The organism is Mycobacterium interjectum, from assembly GCF_900078675.2.
Lineage (GTDB): Bacteria > Actinomycetota > Actinomycetes > Mycobacteriales > Mycobacteriaceae > Mycobacterium > Mycobacterium interjectum.
The window spans coordinates 678,590-697,952 of record NZ_LT546237.1; the positions used below are offsets into that span (position 1 = coordinate 678,590).

Annotated in this window: 14 protein-coding genes; 9 read left to right on the top strand and 5 right to left on the bottom strand. The window is 63.7% G+C overall.

The window, feature by feature from the left end:
* The first annotated feature begins 384 nt into the window (after positions 1-384).
* The 4 genes from BN4348_RS37780 to BN4348_RS37790 are packed head-to-tail and all read left to right on the top strand — an operon-like array spanning position 385 to position 4,166.
* Complete coding sequence (locus BN4348_RS37780; protein WP_066910945.1) at positions 385-1,314, top strand: daunorubicin/doxorubicin resistance ABC transporter ATP-binding protein DrrA; 930 nt, start codon at positions 385-387, stop codon at positions 1,312-1,314.
* Positions 1,311-2,072 carry an ABC-2 transporter permease gene (locus tag BN4348_RS61235; RefSeq protein WP_066910948.1) on the top strand — a complete coding sequence of 254 codons (762 nt, stop codon included), beginning with the start codon at positions 1,311-1,313 and terminating at the stop codon, positions 2,070-2,072. Before BN4348_RS37780 ends, BN4348_RS61235 begins: the two co-directional genes overlap by 4 nt.
* Positions 2,069-2,860: an ABC transporter permease gene (locus BN4348_RS61240; protein WP_066910951.1), complete on the top strand. Its 792-nt coding sequence runs from the start codon at positions 2,069-2,071 to the stop codon at positions 2,858-2,860. The genes BN4348_RS61235 and BN4348_RS61240 overlap by 4 nt, the downstream gene beginning before the upstream one ends.
* 58 nt (positions 2,861-2,918) lie before the next feature.
* A complete protein-coding gene (locus tag BN4348_RS37790; protein ID WP_066910954.1) occupies positions 2,919-4,166 on the top strand; it encodes a glycosyltransferase in 1,248 nt (415 codons plus the stop codon).
* A 236-nt stretch (positions 4,167-4,402) separates the two neighbouring features.
* Here the strand turns inward: BN4348_RS37790 and BN4348_RS59405 are convergent, their stop codons facing one another.
* Positions 4,403-4,591 (bottom strand): hypothetical protein, encoded by a 189-nt coding sequence (locus BN4348_RS59405; RefSeq protein WP_142308656.1) that lies wholly within the window; start codon positions 4,589-4,591, stop codon positions 4,403-4,405.
* A gap of 161 nt (positions 4,592-4,752) precedes the next feature.
* Between BN4348_RS59405 and BN4348_RS37795 the strand changes: the two genes are divergently transcribed.
* Positions 4,753-5,715: a sulfotransferase family protein gene (locus BN4348_RS37795; RefSeq protein WP_142308790.1), complete on the top strand. Its 963-nt coding sequence runs from the start codon at positions 4,753-4,755 to the stop codon at positions 5,713-5,715.
* Positions 5,716-6,035: 320 nt separating this feature from the next.
* Complete coding sequence (locus BN4348_RS37800) at positions 6,036-7,325, top strand: glycosyltransferase (RefSeq protein ID WP_066910960.1); 1,290 nt, start codon at positions 6,036-6,038, stop codon at positions 7,323-7,325.
* A gap of 93 nt (positions 7,326-7,418) precedes the next feature.
* Here BN4348_RS37800 and BN4348_RS37805 read toward each other — a convergent pair whose 3' ends face one another.
* Positions 7,419-8,576, bottom strand: a complete 1,158-nt coding sequence (locus BN4348_RS37805) for a glycosyltransferase family 4 protein (protein WP_160040349.1) — start codon at positions 8,574-8,576, stop codon at positions 7,419-7,421.
* Positions 8,577-8,923: 347 nt separating this feature from the next.
* Between BN4348_RS37805 and BN4348_RS37810 the strand changes: the two genes are divergently transcribed.
* A complete protein-coding gene (locus tag BN4348_RS37810) occupies positions 8,924-9,922 on the top strand; it encodes a Gfo/Idh/MocA family protein (protein WP_066910966.1) in 999 nt (332 codons plus the stop codon).
* 44 nt (positions 9,923-9,966) lie between these two features.
* Here the strand turns inward: BN4348_RS37810 and BN4348_RS37815 are convergent, their stop codons facing one another.
* On the bottom strand, positions 9,967-11,607 hold the full coding sequence (locus BN4348_RS37815) for a GMC oxidoreductase (protein WP_066910969.1): 1,641 nt from the start codon (positions 11,605-11,607) through the stop codon (positions 9,967-9,969).
* 204 nt (positions 11,608-11,811) lie between these two features.
* Positions 11,812-13,989, bottom strand: a complete 2,178-nt coding sequence (locus BN4348_RS37820) for an acyltransferase family protein (protein WP_066910972.1) — start codon at positions 13,987-13,989, stop codon at positions 11,812-11,814.
* A gap of 569 nt (positions 13,990-14,558) precedes the next feature.
* On the opposite strand from BN4348_RS37820, the gene BN4348_RS37825 reads away from it, so the two are divergent.
* Positions 14,559-16,739, top strand: coding sequence for an acyltransferase family protein (locus BN4348_RS37825; RefSeq protein WP_066910975.1), 2,181 nt, complete (start codon positions 14,559-14,561; stop codon positions 16,737-16,739).
* A gap of 166 nt (positions 16,740-16,905) precedes the next feature.
* Here BN4348_RS37825 and BN4348_RS37830 read toward each other — a convergent pair whose 3' ends face one another.
* On the bottom strand, positions 16,906-17,700 hold the full coding sequence (locus BN4348_RS37830) for an alpha/beta fold hydrolase (RefSeq protein WP_084454045.1): 795 nt from the start codon (positions 17,698-17,700) through the stop codon (positions 16,906-16,908).
* 274 nt (positions 17,701-17,974) lie between these two features.
* Between BN4348_RS37830 and BN4348_RS37835 the strand changes: the two genes are divergently transcribed.
* Positions 17,975-19,357, top strand: a complete 1,383-nt coding sequence (locus BN4348_RS37835) for a nucleotide sugar dehydrogenase (protein ID WP_066910981.1) — start codon at positions 17,975-17,977, stop codon at positions 19,355-19,357.
* Positions 19,358-19,363 lie beyond the last annotated feature (6 nt).

The following is a 19,363-nucleotide window of genomic DNA, read 5'->3' on the forward strand; positions in this document are numbered from 1 at the left end:
GATCGCAACGCCGGATCTGTTGGCCGCGGCGTCGTCCGACTNCTTTTCCGCGATCTCAGTGACCGATCCGCATCACGATTGCATCGACCGCATTGAACGGTCCGTGCCACACCGGCCACCACAACGCATGGCTGGGAATTACGTGAACACTGGCGTATGGCATTGCATCACGCAGTCGAGCGGGTGGCGTATCAGGTTGCGCCCCAACTTGTCTGAGTCGGTGGCCAGTCCGCGCGGCCACTGTCCGGAGCGGGAATTGAGTAGCCGCACCGGGGTGGCCACGCCGCTGGCGCCGACGGGCCCGCGAACCGAGGAGGCCATCGCGAAACCGAAGGAGTCGGTTTCTGCTCAACACGTGTTTAGCAACAGGTATCGTTTGTCTTCGTGATCGAACTGGATGGCGTAACCAAAACGTTCGACGGGACGATACAGGCCTTGCACGATGTGAGCTTTTTCGTTCCGACCGGGTCGGTATGCGCTCTGCTCGGTCATAACGGTGCTGGTAAGACGACAGCGATCAAGATCCTGTCCACGTTGCTGCGGCCCACTTCCGGCCAAGCAGTTGTGGCTGGATGCGACGTCGTCAGGGAACCGGCAAAGGTACGGGCAAGCATCGGGAGCATCGGACAATTCGCGGCGCTCGATTTTGAGCTCACCGGCCGCGAGAACATGGTGTTGTTCGGCCGGTTGCGCGGAATGCGGCGCAAACAAGCGCGGCTGCGGGCCGACGCTTTGATTGATCAGTTCGACATGTCGCACGCCGCCGACCGGCAGGTGCGAACCTACTCGGGTGGCATGTTGCGCCGCATCGATATCGCCGCCGGACTGATGGTCACGCCGAAGGTGATTTTCCTCGACGAGCCGACAACCGGGTTGGACCCGCGCAGTCGCCGCAACGTGTGGGGCCTGGTGTCGTCGCTGGCAGCTGAGGGCGTCACAATCCTGCTCACGACGCAGTATCTCGAAGAAGCCGACGTGCTCAGCGATTCGATCGTCCTTTTGAGCAATGGTCGTATTGTCGCTGACGGGACCGCCGAAGACCTCAAGCGGCGCGTGGGGCCGGGCTACTGCACGGTGAGTCCGGTAAACCCGGCCGACCTCTCCAAGATCTTCGCCGCGGTCGCCGAGCTCGACGGTGCCGAAGCCGATTATGAGGCGAACACCGTATCGGTGCTCGCCCCCGATGGTGTCGCGACGCTCGGCGAGGTGTTTCGCCGGGTGGACCGGCTCGGCGTAGAGCTGGTCGACATAGCGCTGCGCAAGCCTTCCTTGGACGAAGCGTTCCTGCACCTCACGGAGAGCGTCACCACGTGACCGCGCTTGCTGCTCTCACCGAGCGCATGGTCCGCAACGCAATGCGCGACGATTTGCCGTTCGCGGTCCTGTCGCCCGGCGCCAACTTCGTCGTCTTCAACTTCATGCTGGGGAATTTGATCGACACCGGGGGAATGAGCTACCCCCAGTACGTCCTACCGATTGTGGTCATCCAGGTGATCTTCCTCGGCGCGCTGACGACCGTTGACCGTGCCGCCCAAGACGAGCGAACCGACTTCGCGGATCGGCTCCGCACGCTTCCCATGTCCACGTTGATACCGCTGATGGCTCGCATGTCGTATTGCCTCATCCGCGGCACTCTCGGCCTGCTTGCCGCGATCGCAGTCGGGTACGCGTTCGGCTTCCGATTGTTCGGCGGTTTCGCCTATGCCGCGGGTTTCGCCGTTCTGGTTCTCATGTTGACGCTGGCACTCTCGCTCGCTGCCGATGCAGCCGGGGTTCTTTCCGTGGCTTGGCGAGGTGGGATTGCAAGCAACGGAGCGCTCACTCAGTTGCTCCTGGTTCCCCAATTGCTGCTGGTCATGCTGTCCACCGGGATGGCGCCCGTCGATTCGTTTCCCAGCTGGCTGCATCCGTTCGTCCGCCACCAGCCTGTTTCGCAGGTGACGCAAACCCTGCGTGGGTTCGCCTCCGGCCACGTCGTGGTCAGCAACCTGGCGGCCAGTTTGGCGTGGTGTCTTGGGCTGCTGGTGGTGTTCGGTGCACTCTCCGTGCGGATACAGAGGGGGCCGCAATGAGCGCTGACCCACCGCTGCGGAGCTCACTGGCCGCCGAAAGTCTGGTGTTCGCAAGCCAGATGTTCGCCCGGTGGTGGCGCGAGCCGGCGGTGCTGATCCAGGCCCTTGTCTTCCCGACGTTTCTGCTGATCGCCTACAAACTGCTGGCGGGCAAGTCGATACTCAGGGTCACCGGCACGGACAGTCTCTACGGCCTGGTGCCGATGTGTGCTGTGGCCGGTGCGATGTTCGGAGCGATTGCAGCCAGCCGCGGCCTGTCCTTCGAGCGCGACAGCGGTCTGATCGGCCGACTGTGGGTGTTTCCCGTGCACCGGGCTAGCGCCCTGACCGGGCGGCTGCTTGCCGAAGCCGCCCGGACGCTGGTGAGTTCCGCGTTGATCGCAGCTGTCGGCGTTGGGCTCGGACTTCGCTTCGAAGGCGGCTGGCTGACCGTGATCCCGTTCATACTGGTGCCGGTGCTGGTGGTTGTCCCCTTTTCGATGGCGGTGATAGCAATCGCCGTGCGGGCCAAGAGCGGTGCCGTGCTCGTCTGGCTAGCGGTTCCGGCGACCGGCTCGGTCTTTTCCAGCTCGGGCGTTGTACCACTTCAGACGCTGCCATCGTGGATGCGGCAACAAATGCATCTGCAGCCGATGTGGCCGACGATTGAGTCCATGCGGGCACTTGCCCAGGGCAATCCCGCGTGGTGGCCGCTTTTGCTGACTGTGGTGTGGGCTCTGGGTCTGGCCGCAGTGATTGGACCGCTGGCCGTCCGTGGCTACCGCGCGGCAGCAGAATCCCCGCACTGACACTTCCGCTAAGCGCCATCATCCAGGGCGCAGACGACAACCGAAAGGCTGTTTCGCGATGAAAGTTGTGCTGGCGTGTTATGGGACTCGCGGCGATGTCGAGCCCTGTGTTGCACTCGGCCGTGAGCTGCTGCGCAGAGGACACGATGTTCGCATAGCCGTCACTCCCGATCTGGTTGGCTTCGCCGAGGCGGCTGGGCTTGCGGCGGTCGCTTTCGGACCGGATTTCGAATCCTTCAACGACACGCAACGCAAGCTGTTGCCCGCGAAGGATTTCCGCATCCTCTTGAACATCCCGCGCCTTATCAGGTTATCGTTCCAAGCTCAGGCGCTCCTTACGCAGACCTGGAGACAGACGAGCGCGACGCTAACACCCCTAGTGGAGGGGGCCGACGTACTAGTCAACCATCAGCATCTCGAGGAATCCGCTCTCAACATTGCGGAGTATTACGGGATTCCGTTGGCCACGGTGCATGTCACCCCGAGGCGGGCCAACCGCCAGGTGCGCTCCGCCACTGCGTTAAACGAGTGGCGACATTACCGAGGAATGTTTAAGAAGATCGACAATGCGCAGCGCCGTGAACTTGGCTTACCGAAGGCAACAACTCCGTCGGGGTGGCGGATCACAAAACGCGGCTCGCTGGAAATCCAGGCTTACGATGAAGCGGGCTTTCCCGGGCTGGCAGCCGAATGGGCGAAATTCGCTGGCCAACGGCCCTTTGTCGGCACCCTGACGCTGGCGTTGGCGACGGAGGCCGATGACGCGGTCGCTAAATGGATTGCCGGGGGGACACCGCCGATTTACTTCGGGTTTGGTGGTACACCGGTGCAATCGCCGGCCGGCACGATCGCCATGATCGCCGCGGCCTGCAAGCAGTTAGGCGAGCGGGCGCTGATATGCGCCGCGGCATCTGACTTCAGCAACGTCCCCCAGTTCGATCACGTCAAGGTGGTGAGCGAGATGAGTTTCGAAGCCATCTTTCCCCTCTGCCGCGCGCTCGTCCACCAGGGCGGCTCGAGCACCACGCCCATCGGCCTACGCGCCGGGGTTCCCACATTGATCCTTTGGACGTGGTCCGATCAGGCCCTTTGGGGAACTCAGATCACCCGACTCAAGGCAGGCGCCGCCCAGCCCTTTTCGACCGCCACCGCGGAATCGCTGGTCGCGGACCTGCGCCAGATCCTTGCCCCGGAATACGCCGCCCGGGCCCGTGAGCTCTCCACGCGGATGACGAAACCGACTGAAAGCGTTGCCAACGCCGCCGATCTATTGGAAAAGTACGTGGGTTCAAAATGTTCCATTTAGTTGTCGGAGGGGGCCGATCGGGACGATCGGCCCCGCGCGTACGAGTCGATCTTCTTCAGATCCATGATGTCAGCCATGTTGCACCGCAATGCTTTCGCAATTGTAGCGGGCGAAGCGCTACACGTGGGCCGGCGGTGTTTGTGCGCACCAGATTAGCTGCGTCAAAAGTTGAGGAAAATTTGGCACGACCTGGCTTACCGTTCGTCGCGATGAGTTTTGCTAGTGACGGTATTTTTTCAGTGCCCCTCCGGCATGCTGTTGCCATGGACAACACTCGACGTATCGCCGCAATGCGTGCCTGTGGACCCGGTCGCTTCCGTTCGGTAGCGGCGCAGATCGATCCATACCGTGCCGCCAACCGCGTCGAGGGCCCGGTATTCAGTGCCGCAACAGCTACCCAGAATCTTGAAACCGATTTCGAGCACCGAGGCCGACAGTCCCGAGTTAGCCTGCCGCCGGACCATCTTGTGGCGCAGCAGCGCGTGCCGGTACTACAGGCCGCATCGAGGTCAAAGTAGTGGCCGAGAACGTACCCGTCCCGGAGGGCGGAACTGCGGACCGCCCCATCGTTTTGTTCGTTTTGGGCATGCAGCGGTCCGGAACGTCGGCGCTTACGCGAGTTCTCTCGCTGTGCGGTGGGACGCTCCCGGCCGCGCTGTTGGGCGCCAACGCCAACAATCGGCCTGGGTTTTGGGAGCCGCGCGCAGCCTTGGACATCGACGAGGCAATCCTGCGTCGCAAGGGCAGCGGCCCCTATGACCCGTCGCTGCGCTTGCAGGAGGAAGGTGCGTTCGAAGCGGAAGAAAAGGCCACCTGCGTCGCTGAAATCGGTGAGTTTTTCGCCACGCTGCCGGCGGCGCAGCTCGTAATCATTAAGGAACCGAGGATAACGACCCTTTTCGACATGTGGTGCGAGGCGGCGCGTCTTGCCGGATTCGACGTAGTGGCTGTGATTGCAGTGCGCCATCCCCAGGAGGTCGCCGCATCGCTTGCGGCGGTCAATCAAGCCTCAGCGGAGCTGGCGAGTGCCTTGTGGCTGAAATACAATCTGTTGGCCGAAAAAGACTCGCGCGGCGTGCCGCGCGTATTCGTCGACTATGCCAATCTCCTTGACGACTGGCGCCGCGAAATAAAGCGAATCTCTTCCGCGCTCGCAATCGATCTGGACGTCCAGGACGAGGAGGCGATCGACGAGTTCCTATCAGAGGACTCTCGGCATCATCGACATTGCGGCCCAGCGACAGACCTCTTCGGCACAGACTGGATATCCACAGTTTATGCAGCGCTTCGCGGGGCCGCTCGTGACGAGCCTTGGGATAAGGCTGTGGTGGAACGCGTGTTCGATGCATATCGGGTCAGTGAACGTGTTTTCCGGACGGCATTCGAGAATTTCCGAGAGGACTTCCGTGAAAACGTGCTCCCTCCTCGCGGCGTGCTCCTACATATCTTCCGACGTATTGCGCTTAGAGTCGAAATCCACCGCCGCAGCCGTCTCATGCTGAGCGTTGAGGTGCGCCGCCTCGGCCCATCGCTGACATCGCGCGCTTAAATGCGGGCAATCCGTTTGCTATTGGGGTCGCAAAGCCTTGCCCGACAGAGCTGGCTCGATTGCCGACGAACATGGCGATCGGCTGGCTATACCGCGGCGGGATCCCGTTGTTGCGACCCATCTTGCGTAGTAACACAGCTCGGCCGCGTAGCGGAGTCCCGCGCTTTCGGGGCCGGTCGGTTTCGACGAACGCCGCGGCGGGAGGGAACCAACGATGACCGATCAGCCAATCCAATGGTCCAACGCCGCGCCGATAATGGAGAACCGGTAATAATGATCGGTGCCTGTGCCCACGACAACTGAGAGGGTAAAAGCCGGCGATGAAATTTGTGGTCGCATGCTATGGAAGTCGCGGTGATGTCGAGCCCTCCGTCGCTGTCGGTCGTGAGCTGCAGCGGCGAGGGCACGACGTGCATATGGCCGTTTCGCCCAACCTGGTCGCCTTCACCGAGGAGGCGGGGCTCACGGCGGTCGCCTACGGCCTGGACACGCAGGCCCTCTTGGACGCTCAGCGCAACTACTGGACATGTCGCTTCCGCACTCCCTGGAATATCAAAGAGCTGAACAGGTTGCAGCGCGAAAATCTGGAGATCAGTGCCCAATGCTGGCGGGAGATGGGCACGACACTCACCTCGCTGGCGGACGGGGCCGACCTGTTGTTCACCGGCCTGACCTTCGAGCAGCCCGCCGCCAACGTCGCCGAGTACTACGACATTCCGCTGGCCACGTTGGATTACTACCCGATCCGGGCCAATGGGCAGCTCCTGCCGTTCTTGCCGTCGCCGTTGATCCGCCGCGCATGGATGATCGGCGAATGGATGAACTGGCGCGCGATGAAGAAGACCGAGGACGCCCAGCGCCGGGAACTGGGCCTACCGAAGGCCACGCGTCCGACGTCGCGACGGATCACCGAACGCGGTTCACTGCAAATTCAGGCCTACGACGAGTTGTGGTTTCCCGGACTCGCCGCCGAGTGGGCGAAATTCGATGGCCAGAGGCCCTTCGTGGGCACCCTGACGATGGAGTCGCCGACGGATGCCGACGAGGATGTCGCGTCGTGGATCGCCGCCGGCACACCGCCGATCTTTTTTGGTTTTGGCACCATCCCCATCGCATCTCCGGCCGAAACGCTTGCCATGATCGGCGCCGCCTGCGCGGAGGTAGGCGAGCGGGCGCTGGTCTGCGCCGGGTCGAGTGACTTCAGCGACGCCCCCGGTTTCGAGCACGTCAAGGTGGTGAGCACTGTCAATTACGCGACGACCTTCCCCGCCTGCCGCGCGGTCGTGCACCACGGTGGCGCGGGTACCTTGGCCGCGGGACTGCGCGCCGGAGTCCCGACGTTAATCCTCTGGACGCTGCCCGATCAGATTATTTGGGGAGCTCAGCTCAAACGACTCAAGGTTGGCTCCGCGCGGCGTTTTTCGTCCATTACCCGCAAATCGCTGGTCGCAGAACTCCGCACCATCCTGGCCCCCCAATACCTCACTCGGGCCCGCGAGATCGCCACTCGGATGAGCAGACCCGCCGAAAGCGCTGCAGCCGCAGCCGATTTCCTCGAAAAATTTGCCCGCCAACCAACCGTCAGCCGATCGGTGAAGCCAGGTTATTGAGCTGAAGGCCATTTCCGTTCTGCCGCAACGCCTATCCGCCTCTGCTGGACGACGCTGTCATCATTGATGACAGAGCCATCTGAGGCACGCGCTTCAACGAAGGCCAAGGACAGTCGCGAGTTCATTGTCGTGACGGTTGCGTTCGAAGCGCTGCGCGGTTTCCACCGCACCAACAGCGAGGCGTCGCCGCAGGTCCTCGTCCGACTCGAGCAACATCAGGTTGGCCGCAAGCGCTTTCGCGTCCCGGGCCGCGCTCAGCAGCCCGTTGACGCCTGGGTCGATGATCTCCAGCGTGCCCCCCGCGTTCGTCCCGCACACCGGCAATCCTGCTCTCATCGCCTCCACGGTGACGCGTCCGAAAGCCTCGCAGTCGCTGCACATGAGGCCGACATGGGCAGCGGCCCAGTAAGATCCGACGTCGTCGGTGGGTCCGTAAATGTTCACCAGGTCGGCGATGCCCAGAGTTCGTGCAAGCTTTCGCACTGGTTCAGGATCGCCCGGGCCGACTAGCGTCAACTCGAGCTCGACACCGGCCTTTCGGGCAATGGCAACAGCCTCGACTGCAACGTGTTGCCCCTTGGACTGAAAGAAATGACCGACAAGCACCACTCGCATGCGCTCGCCCGGGTGCCGCTCCGGTGGCGTGCCGAGCGGGGTGTCGACGACCGGGTAGATTACGTGTGTCTTCATGTGTGGATCTTGCGCGAGCAGAGCCCTTTCCACTGCCTGCGAATTGCAGATCACCGCTTCTGACAGCCGGCCAATCAGGCGGATGGTTCGACGGTCGCCGAACAGGAACCGAAACCAATGGTCGTCTCGGCCGAACTCGTGGACCATCCAGTAGTGCGGGATGCCGAGCAGCTTGGCAGCGACAGCGTGCGAAGGGATAACCATCGTGTTGCTGAGCACCATCTTCGGCCGCAGTCGAACAAGTAGCAGCAATGCTCGCAGGATCCCTGGAACGAGAAGCGCGGCAACCACCACGTCGGCGAGTGGTACGAGAAGCGCGCCGACGAGCGCCTCTGCGAGTGGCGAGCTGATGCGTTCTCGCCACTGTTCGAGATAAGCCCACGAGGGTACCCAGGCAGTCTCGGTCCGGATACCGTATCCAGCGCACTCCGCTGCGAGGCTTCCCTTTCGCGGGTAAACGCCGACAAGATCAAGGTCGGGCTGCTGTTTCTGGAGCGCCAGGACGAAGTCACAAAAAGAGAGCGCGCCGCCGCCGCCCAAATCAGCTACGTTTGAGACCACCAACGCTCGGGGGACTGTGCGCCCTCTGCGTAGAGCTTGGATTGCCCGAAGCCGGGATCCCGCGCGGCGCAAGGGTTCAGCAGCAACCATTGCCAGAGTGTATGCCCACAGTAGTGCCGACACACGAAGCATCGGACCGATTCCCATTCGACGTTCTTACCGGAGAGTCGATTAATCGTGCCAGCCGGAGGACATACCGGCCGCTCGATCCAGGTGTGAAGTCCAGAACCGAACCGTTTTCGACGAACTGCAAAGCGGAGTGCAATGTTTACTTGACGGACTGAGGCATTGTGACAGTCGGTTCAATTGCTCGATCTCTGCGAGTGATGCTGGAATGAGGTGCTAGCATCCGATCCGTGCCTGAAAGCAGCGGCTCGGTGCGGATCGGCATCCTGGGAGCAGCGAGCATCGCACCTGCGGCGCTCATTAAACCAGCAAAGGAAAACGACGAGGTCGTGGTCGCTGCGGTGGCCGCGCGCGATGTGTCCAATGCTGAAGTTTTTGCCGCCAAAAACGGTATTCCGCGAGTGCACGACAGCTATGAGGCGCTGTTGGACGATCCGGACCTGGACGCGATATACAACCCGCTGCCAACCGCGTTGCATGGCAGGTGGACTCGGGCTGCGCTTGACGCGGGCAAGCACGTGTTGTGCGAAAAGCCGTTGACTGCCAATGCCGCCGAGGCCCGAGAGGTCGCCGAACTGGCCGCCAAGGCAGACCGGGTGGTGATGGAGGCATTTCATTACCGCTACCACCCTTTTGCTTCGCGCGTCGAGGAAATAATTGCCTCGGGGGAGTTGGGCAAGTTGCAGCGGGTGGAGGCGAACTGGTGCTTCTGGATGCCCAAGTTCTCCACTAACCGCTACAACTACGCCCTTGGCGGTGGCGCGTTGATGGATCTGGGATGTTATGCGGTCGACATGGTCCGAACGTTCGGGGGTTCGACCCCAGAAGTTATTTCGGCGCGTGCGAAGCTGCGTGGTCTTGAGATCGACCGGGCCATGACGGCCGACTTGCGGTTCGCGGGCGGGCACACCGGCCGAGTGCGCTGCTCGATATGGTCGTCGGCTCCACCGCGGTTTACGGCCAGGGTGGTTGGCGATCGCGGGGAACTGCGGCTCAACCCGCTTATACCTTTCCAGCGATTCTCGGTCCGATCAACTGACGGAAAGCGTGTGGAAAACTTCGGGACGCGGCCCACCTACGCGTATCAGCTTGATGCTTTCGCCGCGGCCGTGCTGCGCGGAGAACCGGTGAAGACCGGTCCGGAAGACGCGCTCGAGACGATGACCGTCATCGATGCGATCTATCGCGCTGCCGGCCTGCCGCTCCGCAAGCCGGCCTGAACGCTCATCCGCTCGCCCGGTCCCACTTCGGGCCAACACGCGGGTCAGTTGGCGAAATGGGCCTGGTCCAGATGTGCGGCGACGCGCAGGGCGTTGGCCGCGACCGTCAGACTGGGGTTCAAACCGGCGCTGGACGGGAAGAACGAGGTGTCCACGACGTAGAGGTTGTCGACTTCATGGGCCCGGTTGTGGGCGTCCAGCACGCTGGTTTGCGGATCGGTACCGAAGCGGCACGTCCCGCAGACGTGGCCCAGGTTCGCGTTGCCTTCGCCGTTACCCAGGCTGATTTGGCGAAACGGCCGCAACAGCTCCTTGACCTGCGAGAGAAACGCGGCGTGGCGCGCGATCTCGCTGGGGTGTAAGCGGTACTGCATGCGCAGGCGTTGCCGGCCGTCGACGCTGGGCCGGTCGGGCGGCAAGATGCGGTTGTCCAAGTAGGGCAGGTCTTCCATGATCGCGGCCAACACCAGTCCGCCGGTGAAGAACCGCTCGTAGATCTGGCGCACCGCGGGGTTCATCAGACGCAACGCCCTCCCCTGCCAGCCGGGTCGGTTGGTCATCATCTCCATGGGCGGCATCGCGCCGAATGACTGTACTGTGCCGTATTTCTGGCCTTCCCAGAAATAGAAGTCGTTGAGCCCGATCTCCTTATTTGCGGCCGTGATGTTGCAGCCGGGCTGCGGCCAGATCTGGAACGGGTCCATCAGGTGGCGCATCAGGTTGCGGCCCACGTGGTCCGAGCCGTTGGCCAGGCCGCGCGGCCAGTCACCCGAGCGGGAGTTGAGGAGCAGTACCGGGGTGGCCAGCGCGCCGGCGGCCAGCACCACCACCTTGGCTTTGAGGGCCAGCATGTCGGAGTGCTGCTGGGCGATTACTTGGGTGACGTGGGTGCGGTCGGCCTCCAGGCGCAGCACCCGGCATTCGGTCAGTAGGTGGGCGCCGTGCTCGGCCACCGCGGGTTGTACGCCGTTGCGGGCGGCGTCGTTCTTGCACGACTGGGGACAGAGGTAGGTCTGGCAGGTGGCACAGTCGTCGGTGTAGTCGCAGGCCATCGGCAGGTGGTAGGGATGCAGGCCGCGGTCGACGAAATAGTTGACCAGTGGTTGGTTATCGGTCGAGAACGGTGGCGCCGGGGGCAGTTGGACGTGGGCGGCTTCGGGGCGCAGGGGGTCGGGCGCGCCGCGCACCCCGAGCAGTTTTTCGGCCTGGGCGTACCAGGGGCTGAGCTGGTCGTAGGTGATTGGCCAGGACTCGGGCACGGTGGATTCGCCGGGGTCGCGGAAGTTTTGCCGGGGGGTGAAGTCTTGGGCGAAGAACCGTTCGCACACCATGCCGTACAAAGCTGAGGACCCGCCCGTGCCGGCACCGATGAACGGCACAAACCGCTTGGAGAAGCGCCCGCTGATGTCTTTGATCTCGTCGGTAGTGCGCCCGGCGCGGGCCAACACGTCGTAGTAGGTCTTTGCGGAGCGGGCAGCCAGTGGTTCGGCCAGTTCGGGCATGGCCGCGCGGATGGTTCCCGGTGTTCCGGGCAGAGTCGAGCGGCCTTTTTCGACGAACAGCACCCGCCGGCCCGAGCGGGCCAGCGAGTAGCCCAGCATGCCACCGCCCATGCCGGTGCCCACAACGATCACATCCCACACCACGCGTTCGGCCTCGCGCGCAGTCAGTTCGCCGTCAGCCAATCGAGCTCCTCAGCAGATGATGGATTTGGGACAGGACAACTTTCACGTCGCCTTCCGTGAGCGGTTTGAGAGCCGAACGTGTCCGAGGCTCTGGCGCTCGCGGCGACGACGTCATGGTTCGCCAACATACTCAATGTGTTGAACAGGTGTGTGATAACTCCTCGGCATAAACGGAATTTTCGCCGCGCGCCGAGAAAAGTCGTGTCAGCCGTGTGCGAGCGCGCGGTCGGCCAGCGCGCCGATTACCGGTGCCAACTGTCGGGAGTATTCGAGCGTCAGGTGATTCGAATCGAGGTAGACGAGGGTGTTGCCGACGATGACCGGGCAGCGGTCGGTGGTGCAGAACAGTTCGGTGAGGTCGGCGTATTGTGCGTCGGCGGCTTTGGTGGCGGCGGTTTCGGCTGCGATGCCGGTTTGGTTGACCGCGGTCGATCTTGGTGGTGCGCAGGCCTTCGCGTCATCGAGGTGGTCGGACAGGCAGATTGGCACCACCGAGTGCGGGTTCGGGGTCGGCCCGAGCACCAGCACCTGCGCACCGGTGCCGCGCAGTCGCTGTACAAGGCGGGTCAGGCTGTCGTTCCAAGCCGCGCCGTATGACATCAAACCGGTGCCGGCGCCGTAGTCGCGCGCAATGCTGAGCACGACCAGCCGCGGGCGTTCGGCCTGTAGTCGTGCGACGATCTGACCGCGCCACTGCTCGCATTCGGTGTACTCCCGATGCAAGAGTGGGCTGATGATGGGCAGGTCCAGCAATGGGCAGAACCCTTTGTTCAGCATTTCCAGCCGCCAGTGTCGCTGTGGGGCGATCTGCTGGAACGCAGGGTTCCACATCGCGGCGTGTGAGTCTCCGACCACCGCCACCGTCGTGGTCGAGGCGGTGTCGCCCGACGCACACTCAGGTTGCGCGACTTCGAAAAGATTGCGCGCGCAGCTGTCGCGACCCATGGTTTTGCTTTCGGCTGCCGCTTCGGCAAGGGGCGGGTCGAGGTTCGACGGTACCGCCTTCAGCTCGGCGGATACGGCCACCGCGTTCTGCACCTGGGCGAATGCGTGCTGCACCGCCGCGTCGTAAGCATCCATGTTGGAGCCTGCGGGGGGACGTATCGCGGTCACGGTTAGCGCGGCGGCCGGCGCTCCATGGCCGGTTGGGGTGGGCACCCATGCCAGCAGCGCAACTCCCACACAGACCGCAACCGCTGTGGCGGCACCGCCGAGTGCGAGGCTAAGGGTGGCCGACCGACGTACGGACGGGGCGAATCGCAGCGGGTTCTCGATGAAGCGCAGTGTCAGCACGGCCAGCCCTCCCGAGATGACCACTGTCGCCAGCCTGCCGGCCAGCCCCAGCGGGTGCCCCAACAACGGCGTTGCGAGCACCAGTACCGGCCAGTGCCAGAGATACCACGAGTACGACACCCGCCCGACCGCGCGAATCGGCGGTAACGCCAGAACACGCCCGACGCCCTGAGCAGGCGCGGCACAGCCCGCGCCGAGCACCAAGGCCGTCCCGAGCACGGGCAGCAGCGCTGCGGTACCCGGGTAGGGCGTGGTAGTGCCCAACAGGGTGCAGGTCAGCAGGATCACCCCCAGACCTGCCCATCCCGCGACCGCGGCGAGCGGTGCTGGTAGTTGACGCCACCGGCTGGCTGTCAGAGCCACCACACCTCCGGCAGCTAACTGCCAGGCTCTAGTGGGCATGAGGAAGAAGGCAGCGGGGGGCCACACATTGGTGAGTGCCAGGGAGATCGCAAATGACACCGCCGCGACCAGAAACAGGATCACCAGGTACGGCCTCACCGACGACCTCGCGTCGGCGCCGCTGCGCCGACGCACACGCCGGATGAGCCACGCCGTTCCGATGATCATGGGTGGCCAGACCAGGTAGAACTGTTCCTCGACTCCCAATGACCAATAGTGCTGGAACGGCGACGGGGTCTCCGAATGTGAAAAGTAGTCGGCGTTCTGCACAACGAACCACATGTTGCCGACGTACATCGCGCTGGCGATACCGTCATAAATTACGTTCCGGACCTGCAACGGGGATAACAGCACCGCCGAGGCGATGAGCGTGATCACCCCTACCGCGGCCGATGCCGGCAGTAGGCGGCGGGCGCGCGCCCCGTAGAAGCGGCGCAGCCCGACTGTTCCGGAGCTGCTCACCTCGCGCCAGAGCAGCCCCGTGATCAGAAAGCCCGAGATGACGAAGAACACGTCGACCCCAACGAACCCTCCGCCCACCCCGGGCGCCTCTGCGTGAAACAGGACAACGGCCAGCACGGCAACAGCGCGTAAGCCCTCGATGTCCGGGCGAAATTGCGTCTGCACCGAGTGCGCACCCTGCACTCCTGCGGTAGGGCTAACCCGGTCGGCCCGGCGCACGGTCACCTACCTAGTGAGAGGACGCGTTCTTCGATCGAGGCATTATCACACACCTGTTTAATTCCGATGACTGAATGGGCGGTGGTGCGCCGGGTGCTGCACGGGGCCGCTTCTGCGCCGCCTCCCCACAAATTAAAGTCGTTGAGCCCTATTTCGATTGTTGGCGGCGGTGATCTTGGAGTGCTGTTGCGGCCAAGTTTCGCTTCCAGCCGAGCAGCGGTCGCGCTGGGCGCTCCCAACAACGCGGTCAGCCAATTGAGGCCCTGAGCGGAGACCATTCAAGCTGTTGGGCCGGGTTCAGGCGAAAGCGCGTTGTAACAGCTGTTGTGGAGGACAGAATGAGCGAACATGCCCGGGATTCCGCGCATCCGTGGCAGGAAGTCATGAGCGATGTCCAGGTTCCCACATCAAGCAGGACCGTTCGCGCCGCCATTTGTCCGCGATTCGGCAACTCAAGGCGCCTGCAGCTCCCTAGCCGGCGACGATATCGTCATCATTCGTCAACATAGCAAGTGGGTTGAACAGGTGTGTGATAATGCCACGACCCAAAGAAACGCGTTCTCTTTCCAGGTTAGGTGAGCTTGCCTCAGGCCGAGAGTGTTAACTCTACCGAAGAGGCGCAGGGTGAGCGCTTGGCACACACGCGGTTTCGCCCGGACATCGAGGGCTTACGCGCCGTCGCCGTGGTGGCCGTCGTGCTATTTCACGCTGAGATCCCCGGCGTGGGTGGCGGGTTCGTCGGGGTGGACGTGTTCTTCGTTATCTCCGGCTTCCTGATCACGGGGTTGCTCTGGCGCGAGGCGAACACCACTGGCACTGTCCGGCTGGGCTGGTTCTACGGGGCGCGGGCCCGCCGGCTGCTGCCGGCATCGGCCACGGTCAGCGTGTTTACTTTGCTTGGCGCGGCTGTCCTGTTGCCCGTGCTGCAGGCCGAACCGATCATTCGCGACGGAATCGCCAGCGCGTTGTACATCAGCAACTACTGGTTCGCGCTCCAAGGGGTTGACTACCTGGCCGCCACAGCGACGCCGTCGCCGTTTCAGCACTACTGGTCTTTGGGGGTGGAGGAGCAGTTCTATCTGGTGTGGCCGGCAATGATCATCGGTACGGCTTGGCTCGTCCAGCGCATGCATCGGCGCACGGGGGCCGATGCCGCTCCCTCGCAGCGTCCCTATCTGCTGGTCCTTGCACTGGTCGCGGCCGTCTCGTTCACGATGTCGCTGGCACTTACGCGTCTGGTGTCTTCCGTGGCGTTCTTTTCGCTGCCCACGCGGGCCTGGGAGTTGGCGGTGGGCGGCTTGGTGGCCCTCACGGCCGAGAAGTGGCGCCGACTTCCGCCCCTGCCCGCCGCAATCGCGGGGTGGTCAGGGCTCGGCATGGTTCTGCTGGCCTGCATCTGGTTGGGCCCGACCACGCCTTATCCGGGTACCGCGGCGCTGTTGCCCGTGCTGGGTGCGGTGCTGGTGATTGGCGCCGGTTGTGCCACGCCCGCTCAAGGATGCGGCCGCATCCTGCGAATGCGGCCTATGCGAGCCGTCGGCCGGTTGTCGTATTCGTGGTATCTGTGGCACTGGCCGGTACTGATGGTGGCGCTCTGGTCTGTGGCGCCCCTAGTAGGCCATGCCCTGTTGCTCTCGCTGGCGGCGATCTTGGTTTCCTTTGGGCTGGCAGTGCTCACACTGCGCCTCATCGAGAACCCGCTGCGATTCGGCTCGTCCGTACGTCGGTCGGCATTCCGCAGTCTCGCGCTCGGCGGTGGCGCCACCGCGGTGGTCATCTGTGTGGGCGTGGCGTTGCTGCTGTTGCTGCCAACCCCGGTCGGTCGCGGCCCGAACGCTCCAACGCTTTCGGTCACTGTGACGTCTCCGCCTGCTGGCTCTGACCCTGACGTATACGACGCGACGGTGCGGGACGCGTTTTCACAGGTACAGGCCGCGGTCGCGACGTCAGTTGGGCTGAGAGCCGTACCGTCAAATCTGGAGCCACCGCTTGCCAAGGTGCCGAAATTGTCGTTCTTAACCCCCGAACGCTGCCTTCTCAGTTTCTTCGAAGTCAGACAACCCGAGTGTGCGACGGGTGATACCACCTCGACGACCACGCTGGCTCTCGTTGGCGACTCGAACGCTCAGATGTGGCGCCCGGCGCTCCAGCGGGTCGCTGAGTTGCGGCATTGGAGGCTGGAGACCTTGACCAAGGTTGCTTGTCCATTGCTGGACCTGCCTATCCGCAACCCCGTTGTTGGCCGCGAGTACACCGAGTGTGAGCAGTGGGGCGGACAAATCACCTCCCGGTTACGCAACGAGCGTCCGCGGCTGGTCGTGCTCAGCGCGATGCGGCTATACGGTGCCCAATACGGTTTGACACCATACGGCGGTGCCTGGATGGACAGCTTGACCCGCGAAGTGCTGGCGCTGCGCAACACGGGTGCGCAGGTGCTGGTGCTCGGGCCAATCCCGGATCAGCGATTCCAGGCGCCGTTCTGCCTGTCCGACCACCTTGACGATGTAATGGCCTGCTCATCACCAAGATCGACCGCGGTCAACCACACCGGCATTGCAGCCGAGTCGGCCGCCACCAAAGCCGCCGGCGGACACTACGCTGATCTCACGGAACTGTTTTGCACCACTGACCGCTGCCCGGTCATCGTCGGCAACACCCTGGTATATCAAGATCAGAACCACACAACGGCCGAATACGCCCGGCTGCTGGCACCGGTAATCGGGGCCCTGGCCGCCCGCACGCTTGCCCGTGGTTGACGTGCTCCGGATCATTGGCGATGCGCAACGCCGGAAGATTGCGTGTTGGCGTTGCTCAATTTATCTGGGTGAACCGGTCGACTGTTGGCATCGGCCACGTCCACTCCGACCACGACAACCGAACTGAGCCTTGCCAACTGGCAGCGTCTTGATGTAGGAGCAGCCCTCAGCGACGAACCGATTCGGGCGGTGCGATCTCGGGCGGCAGGGCACTGTCGGTGAGCCAGCCGTGGACGGTGCGCGCGAAGAGGTCCGGATAGTGCGTGGGCCAGTCATGGGGCATACCGGTTGCGATCCTGTCGACTCCGTTGGGCATTTGCTGCGCGAGCGCTGCCGCCCAGCGGCGTGCGACCGACAGTTCCTTGCCGCCCGTGACGAACAACGTCCGCGAATCCGATCTGCCGAGTTCCTCGGGGAGCGTGAACCCCGCGGCCGCCATGGTGACGTCGGCGAGCTGCCCGCTGGTGATGAGGCGTACGTCTTCGCGATACTCGGCGATATGGGCCGAGGGAACCTTCACCTGCCAGGCAATGCGGTAGCGGCGCACCATCCAGCGATACATTGAGTTCCGGGCCGGCAGTGCGAGCAGGCGCCGCGTCAACCTCACGCACGGCAGCGTGTTGATGAACGTCCCGCAGAGCACCGCCCGATCAACGGATCTCGGCTCGGTCGCCAGCAACTGCACCCCGACTTGGGCCCCGAGCGACCAGCCCACCACGTGCGCCCGGCCGGTCCCCACCCGGGACCGGATGAGTTCTGCCACCGCAGCGGCGGCGCGGCCCATCTCGAACGGTCCAAGCCCGAAGCTCCTGCCGAACTGGGGCAAATCGGGGACAAGGCAGCGGTATTGCTGCATGCGGTCAACCACCGGTTCCCAGGACCAGCCGCTGGTGTACGCGCCGTGCAAGAAGACAATAGGAGGCGCCCCCACCGCACCAGATTCGCGCACGAAAAGATCCATGCGCTTCTCCTATGTCGAGCCGCTGCCGGTTCGCACCCGGCTTCCTGCGTGAATCATCGACCATTGTGGCGCCGCGACGATCAACTCGCCATCGTCAGCCAGGTCGCTGGTGGAAGAAGTCTTATGTCAATCCGGGCGCATGCCGGAACTTCCGGATTCCAGGGGCTATTGCACGGGTGTTGGATTAGACTGCCGGACGGGTTAGTGGGGGTGGGAGGTCGCCGCTGCCAGTCCATAGAACGACGCACGGGGGACCGAAGGGCTAGGTTCCGCGATGGCTGAAGGCGTGTTCGGACGCAGCGACGCTGAGATCGACCTCCTGGTGCGTGGTATGCGGTCGGGCATCGCGGTGGTGGGCTTCGGTTACATCGGTACCGTGATCGGCGCCGTGCTGGCCGATCGCGGCTGGCCGGTGACGGGGATCGACGTGCGACAGAGCGTCGTCGACGAGATCAACCTGGGCAGGACCACGGTGCCCGAGCCGGGGCTTGGCGAGCTGGTGGCCAACAACGTGGGAGTCGGTCGGCTTCGCGCCACGACCGACTTCGGTGCGCTGGCCGACAACGACTTCGTCATTGTGACCGTGGGAACGCCGCTGGGCCCGGACTTCGAGCCCATCGTCGACGACATCAAGGCAGCGGCGACGGCCGTGGGGGAGCACCTGCGCGCCGGCCACCTCGTCATCCTCAAGAGCACAGTGCCGCCCGACACCACTGAGAATCTGGTCCTGCCGATCCTCGAAGAGACCTCGGGGCTGCGGGCCGGGGTCGACTTCGGGTTGGCGTTCTGTCCCGAGCGCCTCGCCGAAGGGCAAGCCATCCACGAGCTGACATCGATCCCCGTCGTGGTCGGAGCCGTCGATGAGCGCAGCGCGCGCGCCTGTTCCACCCTGTGGCGACACGCCCTGGGAGTGGAATCCATCGTCGTCGACGATCCGCGGACCGCCGAGATGGTCAAGCTCGCCGACAACCTGTGGGTCGACCTCAACGTCGCACTGGCGAACGAGCTGGCCAAGGTGTGCGACCGGCTCGGGATGGACGCCCTTCAGGTCATTGAGGCGGCCAACACGATGCCCAAGGGCGGTCGTGACGCGAACATCTTGCGTCCGAGCATGGGCGTCGGCGGCTACTGCCTGACCAAGGATCCGTGGTTCGTCAACCATCTGGGCGAGTCCGTCGGGCTGGAGCTGGCAATCCCGCGGACGTCGAGGACTGTCAACGACACGATGCCGGCCTACACCTACGGGTTGCTCACCCAGCTGCTTGCCGATCAGGGCAAGGTGGTCGAGACCAGCAAGATCGCGGTGCTGGGTATCGCGTTCAAGAACAACACCGGCGACTGCCGGCTCACGCCCACCAAGTACGTCGTCGCCCTGCTCGAGGAGTCCGGCTGCCAGCTGTCGGTCCACGACCCGTGGGTACCGGAGGAGGAGGCCCACACGGTGACGAAGGTCCCGTTGACCGCGGACATCGAGTCGGCGGTCAAGGATGCCGATGCCCTGGTGGTGCTTGCGGGGCACCGGGAGTTCCACCAGGTTCCGCTGGTCCGGCTTGCCGAGCTGACGGCGGCCGGGTGTGTGTTCCTGGATGGCCGGAATAGCTTTGACCCGGCGGCGGTGCGCGCGGCAGGCTTCGTCTACAAGGGGATCGGCCGATAGGGATCG